Source organism: Microbacterium sp. G2-16M, assembly GCF_055809115.1.
Window position 1 is genome coordinate 1,569,771 of sequence record NZ_CM147897.1, and the last position, 16,222, is coordinate 1,585,992.

19 protein-coding genes are annotated in these 16,222 nt (G+C 72.5%); all 19 read left to right on the forward strand.

Going from position 1 to position 16,222, the window contains the following annotated elements; all coding sequences use genetic code 11:
• The first annotated feature begins 63 nt into the window (after nucleotides 1-63).
• The 19 genes from AC0L6F_RS07420 (at nucleotide 64) to AC0L6F_RS07510 (ending at nucleotide 16,172) form a co-directional block, all read left to right on the forward strand.
• Complete coding sequence (locus tag AC0L6F_RS07420) at nucleotides 64-909, forward strand: flagellin N-terminal helical domain-containing protein (protein ID WP_259612699.1); 846 nt, start codon at nucleotides 64-66, stop codon at nucleotides 907-909.
• Between the two features lie 74 nt (nucleotides 910-983).
• Entirely contained in the window at nucleotides 984-2,372 is a 1,389-nt protein-coding gene (gene fliD / locus AC0L6F_RS07425; RefSeq protein ID WP_473539755.1) for a flagellar filament capping protein FliD, read from the forward strand.
• Nucleotides 2,369-2,755 (forward strand): flagellar export chaperone FliS, encoded by a 387-nt coding sequence (gene fliS / locus AC0L6F_RS07430; protein WP_473539756.1) that lies wholly within the window; start codon nucleotides 2,369-2,371, stop codon nucleotides 2,753-2,755. The genes fliD and fliS overlap by 4 nt, the downstream gene beginning before the upstream one ends.
• Nucleotides 2,752-3,015, forward strand: a complete 264-nt coding sequence (locus AC0L6F_RS07435) for a hypothetical protein (RefSeq protein ID WP_473539758.1) — start codon at nucleotides 2,752-2,754, stop codon at nucleotides 3,013-3,015. Before fliS ends, AC0L6F_RS07435 begins: the two co-directional genes overlap by 4 nt.
• Before the next feature lie 140 nt (nucleotides 3,016-3,155).
• The gene (gene flgB / locus AC0L6F_RS07440; protein WP_259612702.1) at nucleotides 3,156-3,500 is read left to right on the forward strand and encodes a flagellar basal body rod protein FlgB; all 345 of its coding nucleotides are present in this window, start codon (nucleotides 3,156-3,158) and stop codon (nucleotides 3,498-3,500) included.
• Nucleotides 3,497-3,892, forward strand: coding sequence for a flagellar basal body rod protein FlgC (locus AC0L6F_RS07445; protein ID WP_259612703.1), 396 nt, complete (start codon nucleotides 3,497-3,499; stop codon nucleotides 3,890-3,892). Before flgB ends, AC0L6F_RS07445 begins: the two co-directional genes overlap by 4 nt.
• Complete coding sequence (gene fliE, locus AC0L6F_RS07450) at nucleotides 3,889-4,194, forward strand: flagellar hook-basal body complex protein FliE (protein WP_473539760.1); 306 nt, start codon at nucleotides 3,889-3,891, stop codon at nucleotides 4,192-4,194. The genes AC0L6F_RS07445 and fliE overlap by 4 nt, the downstream gene beginning before the upstream one ends.
• Nucleotides 4,194-5,834: a flagellar basal-body MS-ring/collar protein FliF gene (gene fliF / locus AC0L6F_RS07455; protein WP_274636006.1), complete on the forward strand. Its 1,641-nt coding sequence runs from the start codon at nucleotides 4,194-4,196 to the stop codon at nucleotides 5,832-5,834. Before fliE ends, fliF begins: the two co-directional genes overlap by 1 nt.
• Nucleotides 5,831-6,835, forward strand: a complete 1,005-nt coding sequence (gene fliG, locus AC0L6F_RS07460) for a flagellar motor switch protein FliG (protein WP_274636007.1) — start codon at nucleotides 5,831-5,833, stop codon at nucleotides 6,833-6,835. The genes fliF and fliG overlap by 4 nt, the downstream gene beginning before the upstream one ends.
• A complete protein-coding gene (locus AC0L6F_RS07465; RefSeq protein ID WP_473539761.1) occupies nucleotides 6,825-7,430 on the forward strand; it encodes a FliH/SctL family protein in 606 nt (201 codons plus the stop codon). The genes fliG and AC0L6F_RS07465 overlap by 11 nt, the downstream gene beginning before the upstream one ends.
• A complete protein-coding gene (locus AC0L6F_RS07470; RefSeq protein ID WP_473539762.1) occupies nucleotides 7,427-8,722 on the forward strand; it encodes a FliI/YscN family ATPase in 1,296 nt (431 codons plus the stop codon). The genes AC0L6F_RS07465 and AC0L6F_RS07470 overlap by 4 nt, the downstream gene beginning before the upstream one ends.
• Nucleotides 8,719-9,138, forward strand: a complete 420-nt coding sequence (locus tag AC0L6F_RS07475) for a hypothetical protein (RefSeq protein ID WP_274636010.1) — start codon at nucleotides 8,719-8,721, stop codon at nucleotides 9,136-9,138. Before AC0L6F_RS07470 ends, AC0L6F_RS07475 begins: the two co-directional genes overlap by 4 nt.
• Nucleotides 9,139-9,289: 151 nt before the next feature.
• Nucleotides 9,290-10,756: a flagellar hook-length control protein FliK gene (locus AC0L6F_RS07480; RefSeq protein WP_473539763.1), complete on the forward strand. Its 1,467-nt coding sequence runs from the start codon at nucleotides 9,290-9,292 to the stop codon at nucleotides 10,754-10,756.
• A 14-nt stretch (nucleotides 10,757-10,770) separates the two neighbouring features.
• Nucleotides 10,771-11,190 carry a flagellar hook assembly protein FlgD gene (locus tag AC0L6F_RS07485; protein ID WP_259612707.1) on the forward strand — a complete coding sequence of 140 codons (420 nt, stop codon included), beginning with the start codon at nucleotides 10,771-10,773 and terminating at the stop codon, nucleotides 11,188-11,190.
• 20 nt (nucleotides 11,191-11,210) lie between these two features.
• The gene (locus tag AC0L6F_RS07490; protein WP_473539764.1) at nucleotides 11,211-12,371 is read left to right on the forward strand and encodes a flagellar hook protein FlgE; all 1,161 of its coding nucleotides are present in this window, start codon (nucleotides 11,211-11,213) and stop codon (nucleotides 12,369-12,371) included.
• A gap of 142 nt (nucleotides 12,372-12,513) precedes the next feature.
• Complete coding sequence (locus AC0L6F_RS07495; RefSeq protein WP_473539765.1) at nucleotides 12,514-13,848, forward strand: DUF222 domain-containing protein; 1,335 nt, start codon at nucleotides 12,514-12,516, stop codon at nucleotides 13,846-13,848.
• A 358-nt stretch (nucleotides 13,849-14,206) separates the two neighbouring features.
• On the forward strand, nucleotides 14,207-14,539 hold the full coding sequence (locus AC0L6F_RS07500) for a flagellar FlbD family protein (protein ID WP_473539766.1): 333 nt from the start codon (nucleotides 14,207-14,209) through the stop codon (nucleotides 14,537-14,539).
• The gene (locus AC0L6F_RS07505; protein WP_274636015.1) at nucleotides 14,539-15,366 is read left to right on the forward strand and encodes a motility protein A; all 828 of its coding nucleotides are present in this window, start codon (nucleotides 14,539-14,541) and stop codon (nucleotides 15,364-15,366) included. Before AC0L6F_RS07500 ends, AC0L6F_RS07505 begins: the two co-directional genes overlap by 1 nt.
• A complete protein-coding gene (locus AC0L6F_RS07510) occupies nucleotides 15,363-16,172 on the forward strand; it encodes an OmpA/MotB family protein (protein ID WP_274636016.1) in 810 nt (269 codons plus the stop codon). Before AC0L6F_RS07505 ends, AC0L6F_RS07510 begins: the two co-directional genes overlap by 4 nt.
• Nucleotides 16,173-16,222: the final 50 nt, after the last annotated feature.

A 16,222-nucleotide genomic window follows, 5' to 3' on the forward strand; every position in this document is an offset into this window, starting at 1 on the left:
GATAGCTGTCTTCGGAAGCCCACGGATGGGCTCCCGGGTACCCCATCACGGAGGAGAAACACCATGGGTATGCAGATCAACACCAACGTGTCGGCACTGAACGCCTACCGCAACCTGTCGAACACGCAGAACGACCTGTCGAAGTCCCTCGAGAAGCTCTCGAGCGGCCTTCGCATCAACCGGGCCGCGGACGACGCGGCGGGCCTGGCGATCTCCGAGGGCCTGCGCTCGCAGGTCAACGGCCTGAACGTCGCGGCCCGCAACGCCCAGGACGGCATCTCGGTCATCCAGACCGCGGAAGGCGCCCTGACCGAGGTCCACTCCATCCTGCAGCGCGTGCGCGACCTCGCGGTGCAGGCCGGAAACGACTCGAACAACGTGGACTCGCGCGCGGCCATCACGCAGGAGGTGACGGGGCTGGTCGATGAGCTCGGCCGCATCGCCGACTCGACGAACTTCAACGGCATCCAGCTGCTGGACGGGAGCGTCGCCTCGCTGTCGTTCCAGGTCGGTGCGGACGGGTCCGCCGCGAACCAGATCTCCGTCGACCTGAGCGGTGCCGACATCAAGACGCTCGCGACCGACCTGAAGACGGCGATCGTCACCACCGACGGCTTCGCCGACGCGACGGTGGCGGCCACGACGATCACCACCGTCAGCGACGCCATCACCACCGTCTCGACGGCCCGCGCGGGCCTCGGTGCGGCACAGAACCGGTTCGAGTCGACCATCAACAGCCTCAACGTCTCCTCGGAGAACCTGGCTGCCGCCGAGAGCCGGATCCGCGACACCGACATGGCGTCCGAGATGGTCAAGTTCACGGCGAAGAACATCCTGTCGCAGGCCGGCACGGCCATGCTCGCCCAGGCCAACCAGGCCAACCAGGGCGTGCTGCAGCTGCTGCGCTGATCACGCTGAGACACCGGGCGGCTCCGCGGGTGACCGCGGGGCCGCCCTCCCCCACCTGACGCGGAAGGACACCCATGGGACTCTCCCTGGACGGCCTCGTCTCGGGCCTGGACACCACGGCCCTGATCAAGTCCCTGATGGACGTCGAGGCGATCCCGCGCAACCTGCTGTCGGCGAAGCAGACCGACAAGAGCGGCATCATCTCGCAGCTGCAGACCCTCAACGCCTCGATCCAATCCCTCGCCGACCGGGCGAAGAAGGCCGCGTCGGGCACGGCTCTCGCGCAGTTCACGACCACCTCGTCCTCCCCCGCCGTCATCGTCACGGCGGGATCCGGCGCCGCGCCCACCTCCGCCGACATCGTGGTCGACAAGGTGGCCCGCGCGCACACCGTCGTCTCCGCGGCATCCGCCACCTGGCCGGACGACCCGCCCGTGCTCACGCTCGAGAACGCCGCCGGCGAGCGAGTGGAGGTCACTGCCGCATCCACGTCGATGCAGGATGTGGCCCGCGCCATCACGGATGCCGGAGCCGGCATCACCGCCACCGTCGTCCGGGCCGGCGCCGACGCCGACGGCAGCCCGGCCTACCGGCTGCAGCTGACGGCGGACGAGACCGGGGAGGCGGGAGCGTTCCGCGTCCTCCGCGGCGATCTCGGCGCTGCCGCCGCCGGGACCGCCGCCGACATCACCACCGCACCGGGGGGCGCGGTGGTGACGGTCGGCAGCGACGCACAGCTGCGGCTGTGGGCGGGGACGGCCGCCGAGCAGGTCGTCACCTCGTCCGGGAACACGTTCACCGGCCTGTTTCCGGGCGTCGACGTGACGGTCGCCGCGGCATCCGCCGAGCCGGTCTCGATCGGCGTGGGCGTCGACGACGCCGCGCGCACCAAGACCGTCGGCGACTTCATCACGCAGGTCGCCTCGATCCTCAGTCGCATCGACAAGGGATCCACCGCCACGGTCGCCGATGCCGCCGGCGGCACCACCACGCTCGGCGTGTTCACCGGCGACAGCACCGTGCGCGCACTGCGCCAGGCGGTCGCCGACGCGATCCAGCACCCGGTGGACGGCGTCTCGCCCTCGACCATGGGGATCTCCATCGACCGCTACGGGGTGCTCTCGTTCGACAGCGAGAAGTTCGCCGACGCCGCGGCCGCCGACCCCGCGGCCGCCGAGGCGATGTTCACCGGCATCGCCGCCCGCGTGCAGGATGTGTCCGAGCGGTACTCCGACAAGTACGACGGGCTGCTGACCACGCGCATCGTCGGACAGCAGAGCGAGGTGAAGGCGCTCGGCGACCAGATCGCCCGCTGGGACGTCCGGCTCGAGCAGCGCCAGGCGTCACTGCAGCGCACGTATGCGCACCTGGAGACGATGCTCTCGCAGATGCAGTCGCAGTCCTCGTACCTGACCACGCAGCTGGCCAGTCTCTCCACCTCGCAGAGCGGATCGAGCTCGTGAACGCCGCGCTGAGGGCCCAGCAGCGGTACCGCGACGACGCCGTCCTCTCGGCCCCGCCGGAGCGGCTCGTCACGATGCTCTACGACCGCCTGCTGCTGGACATCGAGCGCGGCGAGGCTGCGCAGCGGGCCGGCGACTGGGCGGCCGCGGGCATCCACCTGCAGCACGCGCAGGCGATCGTCGCCGAGCTGTCCGGCTCGCTCACCGACGCCTGGGACGGCAGCGACGGGCTGCGCGCGCTGTACACCTTCGTCACCCAGACCCTCATCGGCGCGAACATCGGCCGCGACGCCGACCGCACGCACACGTGCCATGAGCTGATCGCGCCGCTGCGCGACGCCTGGCACGAGGCCGCGGCGCAGCTGAGCGGCGTGCCCGCATGACGGATGCCGCCTGGCCGGCCCTGCTCGAGCGGTTCGAGCAGGATCTGGGCGCCGACGCTTCGGTGCGGCCGTGGGCGCCGCCGTCGACCCCGCTGCCACCCGAGCTCGCCGAACGGGCGGGGCGGCTCTTGGCGCGACAGCAAGAGCGCATCCGCGAGGTGCACGACGAGCTGGACGCGCTGCACCGCGAGATCGTCGCCCTGCGCCGCATCCCGCCGGTGCGCGGCGATGCGCCGGCGCTGCTCGACCTCGATCTGTAGGAGATCGACCCAAAAGAGATTTATGAGAGCCGTCTAACGTATCGCTCCGGGCCGCCGATAGAGCACCGCGAGCAGGGATCGCTCGACACTCGGCCAGGGAACGGCCGCCACTGACCGACTCGACATCGGGAGACGGGGCCGTGCTCGATTCTGTGACCATCTCGGCGCTGACCAGCGCGCTGAACGGGCTCTCGCTGCGGCAGCGCACGATCGCCGACAACATCGCCAACATCAACACCCCCGACTACCACGCCAAGCGCGTGCAGTTCGAGGACGCGCTGGCCGCCTCCGTCGCAGCCGGTGACGGGAGCGCGACCGCGACGGTCGGCGAGTCGCTCGAGCCGACCCGGCTGGACGGCAACAACGTCAACCTCGACACCGAGACGCTGTCCAGCATCGACACCATGCTGCGCTTCCAGTTCGCCTCGCAGGCGGTCGACGGCTCGTTCTCGGCGGTCCGCACGGCGCTGAGGACCACCTCATGACCTTCGACGCGATCGGCATCGCCGGCACCGGCCTGACCGTCCACCGCAAGTGGCTGGACGCGCTCAGCGACAACATCGCCAACATCAACACGGCCGTCGCGCCCGGCGACACCGCGTTCCGCGAGCGCTACGTCCGCGTCTCGGCGGGCGAGATCACCCCCGGCGCGTACGTGGCCGGCACGGCGCTGGGGGATGCCGAGGGCCGCCTCGTGCAGGAGCCGGACAACCCGCTGGCCGACGCGGACGGCTACGTGCGCTACCCCGACATCGACCTGGGCGACCAGATGGCTCAGCTCATCCTCGCCCAGCGCGGCTATGAGGCGAACGCCGGCGTCGTGGACCGGGCCCGCACCACCTACGAATCCGCACTGCAGATCGGACGAGGCCGATGAGCTCCATCCCCGGCATCGGCGCCGTCTCGGCCGCCCTTCCCCCGGCCACGACCACTCCCGCCGTCGCGGCCGTCGGCGACGACTCCGGCTTCGCGTCGAGCCTCGCCGGCGCCGTCGACGACCTGCGCGGGCTGCAGACGACCGCCAACCAGCTCAGCGTGGCGGCGGTGACCGGCGACCTGGATGACATCCACTCCGCGATGATCGCCTCCACCCGCGCCGCGGTCACGCTCGAACTGGTCAGCGCCGTGCGCAACAAGGGCGTCGACGCGTTCAACGAGATCATGCGGATGCAGGCCTGATGCCCCAGCCCGTCACCACCGCGCTGCGCCGCGTCGGAGCCTTCATCGCGGGCTTCACGCTCGCGCAGCGCACGATCGCCATCATCGGGCTCGCCGCCGTGGTCCTCGGCGGTGTCGCGCTGTTCAGCTGGCTGTCCCGGCCGGAGTACACACCCCTGTTCTCCGGGCTCAGCGCGTCGGACGCGAACGCCGTGGTCGAGCAGCTGCGCTCGTCCTCGGTGTCGTACGAACTCGCCGACGGGGGCGCGACCGTGCTGGTGCCGAAGGACGACGTCTACGACCAGCGCCTGGCCGCGGCATCCGCCGGCCTTCCCACCGCCAGCTCCGGCGGCTACACCCTCCTGGACGAGATGGGGGTGACGGCATCCGAGTTCCAGCAATCCGTCACCTACAAGCGAGCGATCGAGGGCGAGCTCGCCGCCACCATCTCGTCCATGGACGGGGTGACGGCGGCATCGGTGAAGCTCGCCATCCCCGAGGAGAGCGTCTTCGTCTCCGAGACGAAGGACCCGACGGCGTCGGTGTTCGTCGAGCTCGGCGACCGCTCGACTCTGTCGGCGCAGAAGGTCGAGGCGATCGTGCACCTGACCTCGGCGGCGGTCAGCGGGCTCAAGCCCGAGAACGTCGCCGTCGTCGACCAGGCCGGGCACACGCTGTCGGCGGTCGGTGCCGGCACCGCCGGCAGCGTCGACGAGCAGGCGGGCGACTACGAGACCCGGATCGCGGCGAGCGTGCAGAAGATGCTCGACTCGGTGGTCGGCGTGGGCAACGCGACCGTCACCGTCGCCGCCGAGATCGACCACTCGTCGAACCAGCGCCAGGACGAGACGTACACGCCCGCCGAGGGCGCGCCACCGGCGAACGAGCAGACCAAGACCCAGACATCCAAGGGCAGCGCGAGCGACGCCGGGGTGCTGGGGCCGGACAACATCGCCGTGCCGTCGGGCGACGCCGGCGGCGAGAGCCAGACCACCGAGGTGACCCGCAACAACGTCGTGAACAAGTCGGTGCAGACCACCACGACCCCGGCCGGAGAGCTGCGGCGCCAGTCCGTCTCGGTGGCCGTGGACGCGACCGCCGCCGGCAGCGTCGACGCCGATCAGCTGCGCGGGCTGATCGCGACGGCCGCGGGCATCGACCAGAAGCGCGGCGACACGGTCGCGGTGGAGTTCGTCCCGTTCAGCCAGACCGAGGCGACCGCGGCGCAGGAGGCCCTGCGCGCGGCGAAGGAGGCGGAGGAGGCCGCCCGTGCCGCCACGCTGCGCAACACCATGATCATCGCCGGGGCGGTCGCCCTCCCCCTCCTGATCGCGGTCATCGCGCTGATCGTGCGCGCGCGTCGGCGTGCGGACGACGAGGACGAGCCCGAGTACGTGCCCCTGCTGGACGGGCGTCCGCGCTCGCTGCTGGGCGCACCGGCGGCCGCGGCGACCGAGCGGCTCGAGCCGGCCCCGGTCGCGACGCTGGAGTTCACCGACCCCGAGCCCGCGCCGGAGCAGCCCGATCCCGAGCACGAACTCGAGCCCGCGCAGGTCAGCCTCGAGCGCCGCCGCGGCGAGATCGACGCGTTCGCCCGGCAGGATCCGCGGCGCACCGCCGAGCTGCTGCGCAGCCTGCTGGACGAACGGCAGGACGCATGACCGTGCTGACCGGGCGGCAGACCGCCGCCGTCGTCGTCCTCAACCTCGACGGCGCCCACGCCGTCGAGGTGATGAAGCATCTGTCCGAGTCCGAGGCCGAGGCCCTCGCGGCCGAGATCGTCGCCATGCGGCAGCTGGATGCCGAGACCACCGCCCGCGCGCTGGGCGAGTTCCATCGGCTCGCCTCCGGCCACCTCCCGCCGGGGCGCGGCGGCCGTGACATCGCCGCGCGGCTGCTGGAGGCATCCCTCGGCTCCGAGCGGGCCGCGAGCGTCCTCGGCCGGGTGACTGCGACGAAGGCGAGCGCGGCCTTCGACTTCCTCGCCGCGGCCGCTCCCGCGGAGCTTGCGACCCTGCTGGACGGCGAGCTGCCGCAGACCGTGGCGCTCGTGCTGGCGCACCTGCCGGCCGAGCAGGCCGCCACCGTGCTGGCGGCACTGCCCGATCCCGCACGCACCGACGTCGCCCAGTCCATCGCCACGATGGGCACCGCCACGCAGGAGGCGATCGCGATCGTCAGCGACGCGCTGCGCGCCCGCACCGGGGTGTTCGCCACTCGCGAGACGCCGGAGATGCTCGGCGGCGTCGAGCCGCTCGTGGAGATCATCAACAGCTCGGACGCCACCACCGAGAAGGCGCTGCTGGCCAGCATCGAGGCGCGCGACAGCGCGCTGGCCGAAGACATCCGCTCGCGCATGTTCACGTTCGCCGACATCGTCCGGCTCGAGGACCGCGACGCGCAGCGCGTGCTGCGCGGCATCGACATCCGCGCCCTCGCCCTCGCACTGAAGGGCGCCCAGCCCGCGATCGTCGAGCTCATCCGCGGCAACGTGTCCGAGCGCAACCGCGAGGTGCTCGACGACGAGACGCGCGCCCTCGGGCCGGTGCGGATGTCGCAGGTCGAAGAGGCGCGGGCCGAGATCGTGCGCACCATCCGGGCGCTGGAGTCATCCGGCGACATCATGGTGCGCCGTTCGGACGAGGACGAATATGTCAGCTGACGCCTTCGCCCCCGCCGTCTTCCCGCGCCTGCACGACGCCGACCTCGAGGCCGAGCGCGAACGTGCGCGCCGGCACGGATTCGTCGCCGGGCACGCGGCCGGGTTCCGGGCGGCGGCGCTGGCGACCGAGGCCGAGACCGAGACCGCACGGGCGCACCGCGCCGCGGCGGACGCCGAGGCGGCCCGCCGGGTGCCCGAGGCCGTGGCGATGCTGCAGACGGCGGCCGCCGCGCTGACCCGGCGCACGCGCGAGCTCACTGCGGCGACGCAGGCGCAGGTCTTCGCGCACGCCGTGGAGCTGGCGACGGTGCTTCTGGCGGGCGAACTGGCCGACGGCGAGACATCCGCCCGGGCCGCGGTGCGCCGCGCGCTGGGCACCGACGACGCCGCCGAGGTTCGCGAGCTGCGGCTGCACCCGGACGACCTGGCCACCCTGGCTCGCCTCGACATCCGTCCCGATGGCGTCGTGCTCACCGCGGACGCGGACCTCGCGCCGGGGGATGCCGTCGCCGTCCTGGACGAGGGGCACGTCGACGCGCGAGTCGGCGCGGCCCTGGAGCGGGCGCGCCGCGCGATCGCGGAGGCGACGACGTGAGCGCCTGGGGCGCGGTCGTTCAGGCCGCCCGGCCCGAGCGCGTGGGGCGGATCTCGCAGGTGCGCGGACTGAGCGTGCAGGTGCGCGGACTGGAGTGCGCGGTCGGCGACCTGGTCTCGCTGGCCGACGGCCGGCACGCCGAGGTCGTCGCCACCGGAGACGACGGGCTGCGCTGCATGCCGCTGGCCCCGCCCGACGGGCTGATGGTGGGCGCGCCGGTCCGCGCCCTGGGCGGGCCGCTGCGCGTGCCGATCGGGCGCGCCCTGCTCGGCCGGGTGGTCGACGGGCTCGGTCGGCCGATCGACGGCCGCGGGCCGGTCACAGCGCCCCGGGTCGGGCTCGACCACGAGCCCCCGTCGGTGATGGGCCGGGACCGCATCGCCGCGCCGCTGCCCCTGGGCGTGCGGGCCATCGACACGCTCACCACGATCGGCCAGGGCCAGCGGGTCGGCCTGTTCGCCGGGTCGGGGGTCGGCAAGTCCTCGCTGCTGTCGATGATCGCGCGGGGAACCGAGGCGGACGCCGCCGTCATCGCCCTGGTCGGCGAGCGCGGCCGCGAGGTGCGCGAGTTCATCGACGACGACCTCGGCCCGGAGGGGCTGGAGCGCGCGGTCGTGGTGGTCTCGACATCCGATCAGCCCGCCATGGCCCGCCTGCGGGCCGCGTTCACGGCCACCAGGATCGCCGAGTCGTTCCGCGACGAGGGGGCGCACGCCATCCTGATGATGGACTCGCTGACCCGCGTCGCGATGGCGCAGCGCGAGATCGGGCTGTCCGCCGGCGAGCCGCCGGCCACCCGCGGATACCCGCCGTCGACGTTCGCGCTGCTGGCCCGGCTGCTGGAGCGCGCCGGCACCGACCGGCACGGCTCGGTCACCGGGATCTACACCGTGCTCGTGGACGGCGACGACCACAACGAGCCCATCGCCGACGCGGTCCGGTCCATCCTCGACGGGCACATCGTGCTCGATCGCGCACTCGCGCTGACCGGGCATCACCCGGCCATCGACGTCCTCGGCTCGGTGTCGCGGGTGGCCGGCAAGGTCGCCTCGGCCGATCAGCGCGCGCTGGTGACGACGATGCGCGCGGTGCTCGCGGCCCGACGCAGCGCGAACGATCTGATCGACATCGGCGCCTACCACTCCGGCGCGAATGCCCGGGTGGATGCCGCGATCGCGCATGAGCGCGAGATCTCGGACTTCCTCACCCAGGGCCTGGGCGAGACCAGCCCGGCGGAGGAATCGTGGCGGCGACTGGCCGCGCTGGTGTCGAGCTTCGGAGGTGTCGGATGAGCCGATCGTTCTCGCTGGCGGGACTGCTCCGGGTGCGCAGCGTGCAGGAGCGCGAGGCGGCGCAGCGGCTGTCCCGCGCGGCCGTCGAGGCGAATCAGACCGCAGCCCGCGACCGGCGGCTGCGCGCGGCGCTGGGGGGTGCCGACCCGGAGACCATGGACTCCGCGTCGCTGGCCGCCCTCGCGGCATCCCGCGCGTCGGCGCGTGCCATGCTCGCCGATGTGTCGGCGCTGTCTGCGCTGCAGCAGCAGGAGGTCCGGACCGCGCGCACTGCGCACGACGCCCGGCGCCGCGAGGTGCGGGGGCTGGAGAAGCTGGCGCAGGCCCACCTCCGGCAGGTGCGCGCGGACGAGCTGCGCGCGGAACAGGTCGAGCTCGACGAGATCGCCCTGCGGATGCGGGCGGAGGACGCATGAGCGGGCTGCGGGGTGTCGCGGCGGGTGTCTCCGGGGCCGGTGGCCGGTGGCCCTCGGCTCGGGCGAGGAAATCTGCCGAGGCGAGGAGCGAATCGGCCCATTCGGCCCTCTCTTCGGCAATTCCCCTCGGCTCGGACGAGGAGGTGGCCGCGTGAGCATCGCGAGTCTCATCGCCGGCCCGGCGGCGACCGGCCCGCGCACCGCGGCGTCTGCGCCCGCCACGGGCGACCCGGCCGCGGCCGCGGCGTTCGACGACGCCGTGCGCGGCGTCGTCGGATCCCCGCCGAACGACCGCCCCGGGCATGCCCGCGGCTCCGGTTCTCCGTCGACCCCCGGTGACGAGACCACCGACCCCGGTGACACGGGCGAGGCGGATGCTGCGACGGATGCGGTATCCGCGGTGCGGGGCGGCGCCGTATCCGGTTCCGTGCCCGGGGATCTCATGCCTGGCCTCGTGCCTGGGGATCCCACGGCGGGCCTCATCCTGGCGAGCCTGGTGGGCGGCAGCCTGGTCGGCGGCGCTCCCCTCGGCGGCAGCCTGGTCGGCGGCGCTCCCCTCGGCGGCAGCCTGGTCGGCGGCGCTCCCCTCGGCGGCAGCCCGGTCGGCGACGACGGACCCGACGCGACCGGCACACGCACCACATCCGGTACACCCACCGCAACCAGCACGGATGCCGCCATGGTCTCAGCCGCCGCCACACAAGGAACGACGCCTCCGCCCACGGGCGCGACAGCACAGACGTCGCCCCTGACACCGAGCTCACCCACGACACCGGGCGGGCAGTCCCCGGTATCCGCCGCCGCGCCCGCGCCTGTCACGACCGTGGATGCCGCCGCCTCGCCGGCGACCGGGCTTGCGCCGGCATTGGGGCCTCCGCCGGCGACCGGGCTTGCGCCGGCGACCGCGATGCCTGCGCCTGGCCGGTCGCCGGGCGACCTCCCACCGACCGGCCAGACCGCGGCATCCAGCGCGCACAGCCGGATCGCCACGTCGACCGATCCGACCCGGCCCGCATCCCCCACCTTCGCCGACTCGGCGAACGGCGCGGCTGCTCCGGTCGCCGCTCCGCCGCTGCCGGCCCCTGCCGCGACCGTCGCACCCGCCGCTGCGCCGACCGCCGCACCGGCCGCCGCACGGGCCGGGCTGGCGCCGCAGGTCTCGGCGCCGGTGCTCGCGCTCGCGCAGGCGCCGAACGGCGACCACCGCATCACGCTCACGGTCTCGCCCGACAACCTCGGGCCCGTCACCGTGCGCGCGCACGTCTCCGACGGCGTCGTGCGGATCGAGCTGCACGCGCCCACCGACATCGGACGCGACGCCCTGCGCGCCATCATCACCGATCTGCGCCGAGACCTGGCCGGCACCGCCCCGCAGGCCTCGATCAGCGTCTCCAACGGGGATGCCCCAGCCGGCGGCGGAGGCGGGCAGCTCGGAGGCGGGCAGGCCGGAGGCGGGCAGGCCGGAGGCGGCTCATCGGGTCCGACCGGCGGCGCGCCCGGACAGGGACGGCCCGGTGCCGCCGACCCGGACCGCCGACCCGACGACGCCCCGACAGCCCGGCCGGCGCGCCCCTCGGCCGACAGCCTGACCTCGACCGGGATCGACATCTTCGCCTGACGCGGAAGGACATCATGACCACCATCGACCCTGTGGCCCCCACCGGCCTCTACACCGGCAGCACCGGACCCACCACCGAGCGCAAGCAGACGCTGGATTCCGAGGTGTTCCTGAAGCTGCTGGTCACCCAGCTGGCGAACCAGGACCCGAGCTCGCCGATGAACACGAACGAGATGATCGGGCAGACCACCCAGCTCGCGTCCATGGAGCAGCTCACGGCGCTGGCCACCACCTCGTCCGAGGGCTTCGCGCTCAGCATGCGCCAGACCGCCGCCGCCCTGATCGGGCAGCAGGCGCAGTACCTCGACGCCGACGGCGTCGAGCAGACCGGCAAGGTCAGCGCCATCTCGTTCGCCGGCGCCGTCCCGCAGCTCACGATCGGAGACGCCAGCATCCCGCTGGATGCCGTCTCCGGCCTGTCCCTCACCTCCTGACCCCCAAGAAAGGCACCACCATGCTCCGTTCGCTCTACTCCGGCATCTCGGGCCTGCGTTCCCACCAGACCATGCTCGATGTCACCGGCAACAACATCGCCAACGTCAACACGACCGGCTTCAAGGCGTCATCCGTGCAGTTCCAGGATTCGCTGTCACAGCTGGTGAAGAACTCCACGCTGCCCCAGTCCGGATCCGGCGGCTCCAACCCCGCCCAGGTCGGACTCGGCGTGCAGGTGGCCGGCATCAGCACCAACTTCGCCCAGGGCGCGTCGCAGTCCACCGGCGTGCCGACCGACCTGATGATCGCCGGCGACGGCTTCTTCGTCGTGCGCTCGGGGGCCGAGACCCGCTACACCCGCAATGGCGGGTTCACGTTCGACGCGAACGCCCGGCTCGTCAGCGCCGACGGCGCGCTCGTCCAGGGCTGGACCGCCCAGAACGGCGTCATCCGGCCGGGACAGGGAGTCGGAGACATCCGCCTGCCCGTCGATGCGACCCTGCCGGCCACTCCGACGACCGGCGCGACGGTCACCGGCAACCTCCCGGCCGAGACCGCGGTCGGCGACCAGCTGGTCCGCGACGTCCGCGTCTACGACGCCGAGGGCGGCAGCACGATGCTCGCGCTGACGTTCACCCGCACCGCCGGTGGATGGGATGTCGCGGACGGCGCCGGCGGGACCGCCTCGCTGGCCTTCACCGACGGGAAGCTGACCGGCGGCGGCACGCTGGTCTCGGGGGGCGTCACGGTCGACCTGACGACGGTCACCGGCTTCGCCGATGTGAACACCGTCGCCTTCGACACGCAGAACGGCGAACCCGCCGGCACCCTGCTGTCGTACGCGCTGTCGGATGACGGGAGCCTCATCGGCACGTTCAGCAACGGCGAGACGCAGGTGCTCGCCCGCGTCGCGCTGGCGACCTTCACGAACCCGGGCGGACTGGAGAAGACGGGCTCGTCGCAGTACGTGCCCAGCGTCAACTCCGGCCAGCCGACGCTCGGCACCGCCGGCGCCGACGGCATGGGCAAGATCGTCAGCGGCGCCCTGGAGATGTCCAACGTCGACCTGTCGCAGGAGTTCACCAACCTCATCGTCGCGCAGCGCGGGTTCCAGGCGAACGCGCGCATCATCACCACCAGCGACGAGGTGCTCCAGGAGCTGACGAACCTGAAGCGCTGACGCATCCGGATGCGCCGTCGATGGCAGACGCTCGCATCGGTTCCTCCACAGGCGACGTGCCGGGAGAGTTATCCACAGAAAACACCCATGACCGGCCATTCCCGTCTCCGTCGATGTCGGAGGTGGCCGGCATGATGGGAGGATGAACACGTCACCGGCAGACCTGATCGAGGCGCTCACGCACCTCGACGACCTGCTGGACGGCGACGTGCGAAACGCCCTCGATGAGGACGTCGGGCGGGTGATGACCGACGACGAACTCGTTGCGTTCACGAGGGTCACCGAGTCACTCGGGCGACGCGTGGACGCACTGCGGGTCACCGCGGCCGGCGAGCTCGATGACCGGTCCCGCACCGAACTCGGCGAGGAACGGCTCTCCGCCCGGGCCGGGTGCATGAATGCCGCTGATCTGCTGACCCGGCTCACGGGGATCGGTGGGACCAGCGCGCGCGTCCGGATCCAGCACGCGCACGCGATCGCGACTCGCACGACACTGACCGGTGAACCTCTTCCTGCCCGGTTCCCGGCGGTGCGCGACGCACTGAGCGACGGGGCGATAGCGGTCGACAGTGTGACCGCGATCGTCACCGCCCTCGCTCCCCTCGCCGACCGGTGCGACCCGACCCATCTGGCCGCCGCCGAGCACGAACTGGTCGCCGCAGCGATCGGCGCCGCCCCTGACGGCGCCCCGGCGTGCTCGGCGGATGACACCCGCATCCAGGCGAAGGTGTGGGCCCTCGTGCTCGACCCCGACGGCACCCTCCCCGACGACGAACGCGCGCTGCGCCGACGCGGGTTCCGGCTCGGCCGGGAACGCGACGGGATCGTCCCGGTCACCGGGAATCTGCTGCCCGACGTCGCCGCCCAGTTCCAACGCCTCGCCGACGCACAGCTGAATCCGCGCGTCGAAGACCGCACGGACGACCCCGGCGTCCGGTTCCGCCCGGCACCCGACAGCGCCGACGCCGGGGCCGACGGAGACGAGCCGCGGGACACCCGCACCCACGAGCAGAAACTGCACGACGTGCTGGCCACCATCCTCGGAGTCGCCGCCCGCTCCGCCGAAAGCCCGACCCTCGGCGGACTGCCACCCACCCTGCTGGTGACCATTGCCGCCGACGAACTCGACCGTGACGACGGGGTCGCATTCATCGACGGAACCGACAGCACCGTCCCCGCCCTCGTCGCCCGCCACGTCGCCTGCTGCGGCGGCATCCAACGCCTCATCTTCAACACCGACGGCCGGATATCGAACTCGGTACCCCCCAGCGCGGCTTCACCGGCCAGCAGCGCCGGGCCATCACCGCCCGCGACGGAGCCTGCATCATCCCCGGCGGTCAGGTCCCGGCAGCCTGGTGCGAAGTGCACCACGTCGAAGAACACGCACGCGGCGGACCCACCCACGTCGACAGCGGCGTTCCGCTCTGCTGGTACCACCACCGCACCATCGACACCAGCGGCTGGGAGATCCGGATGAGCGACGGCGTTCCCCACGTCCGCGCCCCCGCGGCCATCGATCCCACCCGGCAATGGCGCCCCACGCCCGGATCACTCCACCGCGCCCGCGACGCGCTACGGCGACAGCTGCTGGGATGAGGCGGTTGCCGATCTGGCGGACGGCCTGGCTGGCGCGCCACGCATCCGCGTCTTCACCGTGGCAGCCTCACCGGGCCGGAGTTCGACAGCGAGAAGCAGATCGACAGCGAGAAGCACTGAGCGCCCCACACGCCTAACCAACCGCACCCGAGTGCCGAAAGTCCTGTGTGACGGTCCAGGAAGGACCGCCCGCTGCCACCCCGTACAGGGCGGCGCACACTCTCCAGGATGGAAGACCGATGATCGTCGTCACGCGCTTGAACCGCACTCGGTTCGCGGTGAACCCCGACCTGGTCGAGCGGATCCAGGCCGCACCGGACACCACCATCACCCTCGTCGACGGGGCCACGTTCGTGGTGACCGAGACGATGGACGAGGTGATCGAGCAGATCACCCGCTTCCGCGCCCGGGTGCTCGCCACCGCCGCCGCATGGCCGCAGGACACCGCCCCGCAGGACACCGCCCCGCAGCACACGGCCGCGCAGGACACCGCCCCGCAGGACACCGCCCCGCAGGACACCGCCCCGCAGCACGCCGAACACCACCCGGCCGGCTCCGAGGGGGTGCGCTGATGGATCCCGCATTCATCATCGGGCTGGTCCTCGCCTTCGGCGGGCTTCTGGCCATGATCGGGCTGGAGGGCGGCTCGGTCTCGGCGCTGCTGCTGCCCGCCCCCATGGTGCTGGTGTTCGGCGCGACGATCGCCGTCGGCATCGCCAGCGGCACCCTGCGCGACGCGGTGTTCGCGGTCAAGTCGCTGCCCCGTGCGTTCCGCGGCGACAAGCGCACCGCCCACAGCATGATCGCGACCGTCGTCGCGTACGCCGAGAAGGCGCGCGCCGAGGGCCTGCTCGCCCTCGAGCAGGCCGTCCCGGACGAGGACGACCCGTTCGTCCGGCAGGCGCTGCAGGGCATCGCCGACGGCACGGATGCCGAGGAGCTGCGCATCGTGTGGGAGGACGAGATCGCGTCCACCGCGGCGCGCAACCGCGCGGCATCCAAGTTCTATTCGACCCTGGGCGGGTTCGCCCCCACCGTCGGCATCATCGGCACGGTCGTCTCGCTCACGCACGTCCTGGAGAACCTCGACAGCCCCGACACGCTCGGGCCGATGATCGCCGCCGCGTTCGTGGCGACCCTGTGGGGCCTGCTCTCGGCGAACTTCATCTGGCTGCCGATCGGCGGTCGGCTGCAGCGGCTGGGCGAGCTCGAGCTGGAGCGGATGACGCTGCTGATGGAGGGGATGCTGGCGGTGCAGGCCGGTTCGCCGCCGAAGCTGGTGAGCGAGCGGCTGCGCGCAATGGTCTCGCAGCGCCCGACCGAGAAGGCCGAGAAGAAGCCCGCGCCCGAGCGGCGCGCGGCCGGCGAGCCGACCGCGAGTCCGGTGACGTCCCCATGAGCACGCGGCGCCGGCGCCGGGCGGCGCCGGAGGAGCACCACGGCCCGGACGAGCGCTGGATGGCGTCGTACCTCGACATGGTCACGGTGCTGATGTGCATGTTCATCGTGCTGTTCGCGATGTCCACCGTCGACGCGGAGAAGTTCGTCGCACTGAGCAACTCGCTCGCGACCGGCTTCGGCCAGGAGGCGTCGAAGACGGTGGATGCCGCAGAGGGCGTGGTCGTGCCGGCAGAGCTGCTGGATGAGGACGCCGTCGGCTTTGCCGACATCGCGATCGCCGAGGCGCGCGCCGAGTTCGATGAGCTCTCGGCCCTGCGCGACCGGCTGCGCGAGGCGCTGAAGAAGGAGGGGCTGGAGCGCACCGCCACCCTGACGATCGACGAACGCGGGCTGACGATCGGCCTGGTCAGCGCCGACACCTATTTCGCCACCAACAGCACCAGGCTCTCGCCGAAGGCCATCCACGTGCTCGATGCGCTGGGCGGTGTGCTGGTGGATGTCACGCATCAGATCTCGGTCGAAGGTCACGCCGATCGGCGCACCGCCGCCGCCCCGTTCCCCACGAACTGGGAGCTGTCGGCGGGACGATCCACCCAGGTGCTGCGGTATCTGGTCGAGGACCGCGGCCTGGATCCCGGGCGCGTCAAGTCGGTGGGCTTCGGCGACGCGCACCCGGTCGCCACCGGATCCAGCGCCGCCGCCCTGGCCCAGAACCGCCGGGTGGACATCGTCGTGCTCTCCGATGCCCAGGAGGAGGTGCGCCGGCTGCTGCCGCAGTTGCAAGCAGCGCAGAAGCCGCTCTGATCCCACTCCCGCGCCGCCTTACGCACGCCGGTCGCCGCCCGATAGTCGAG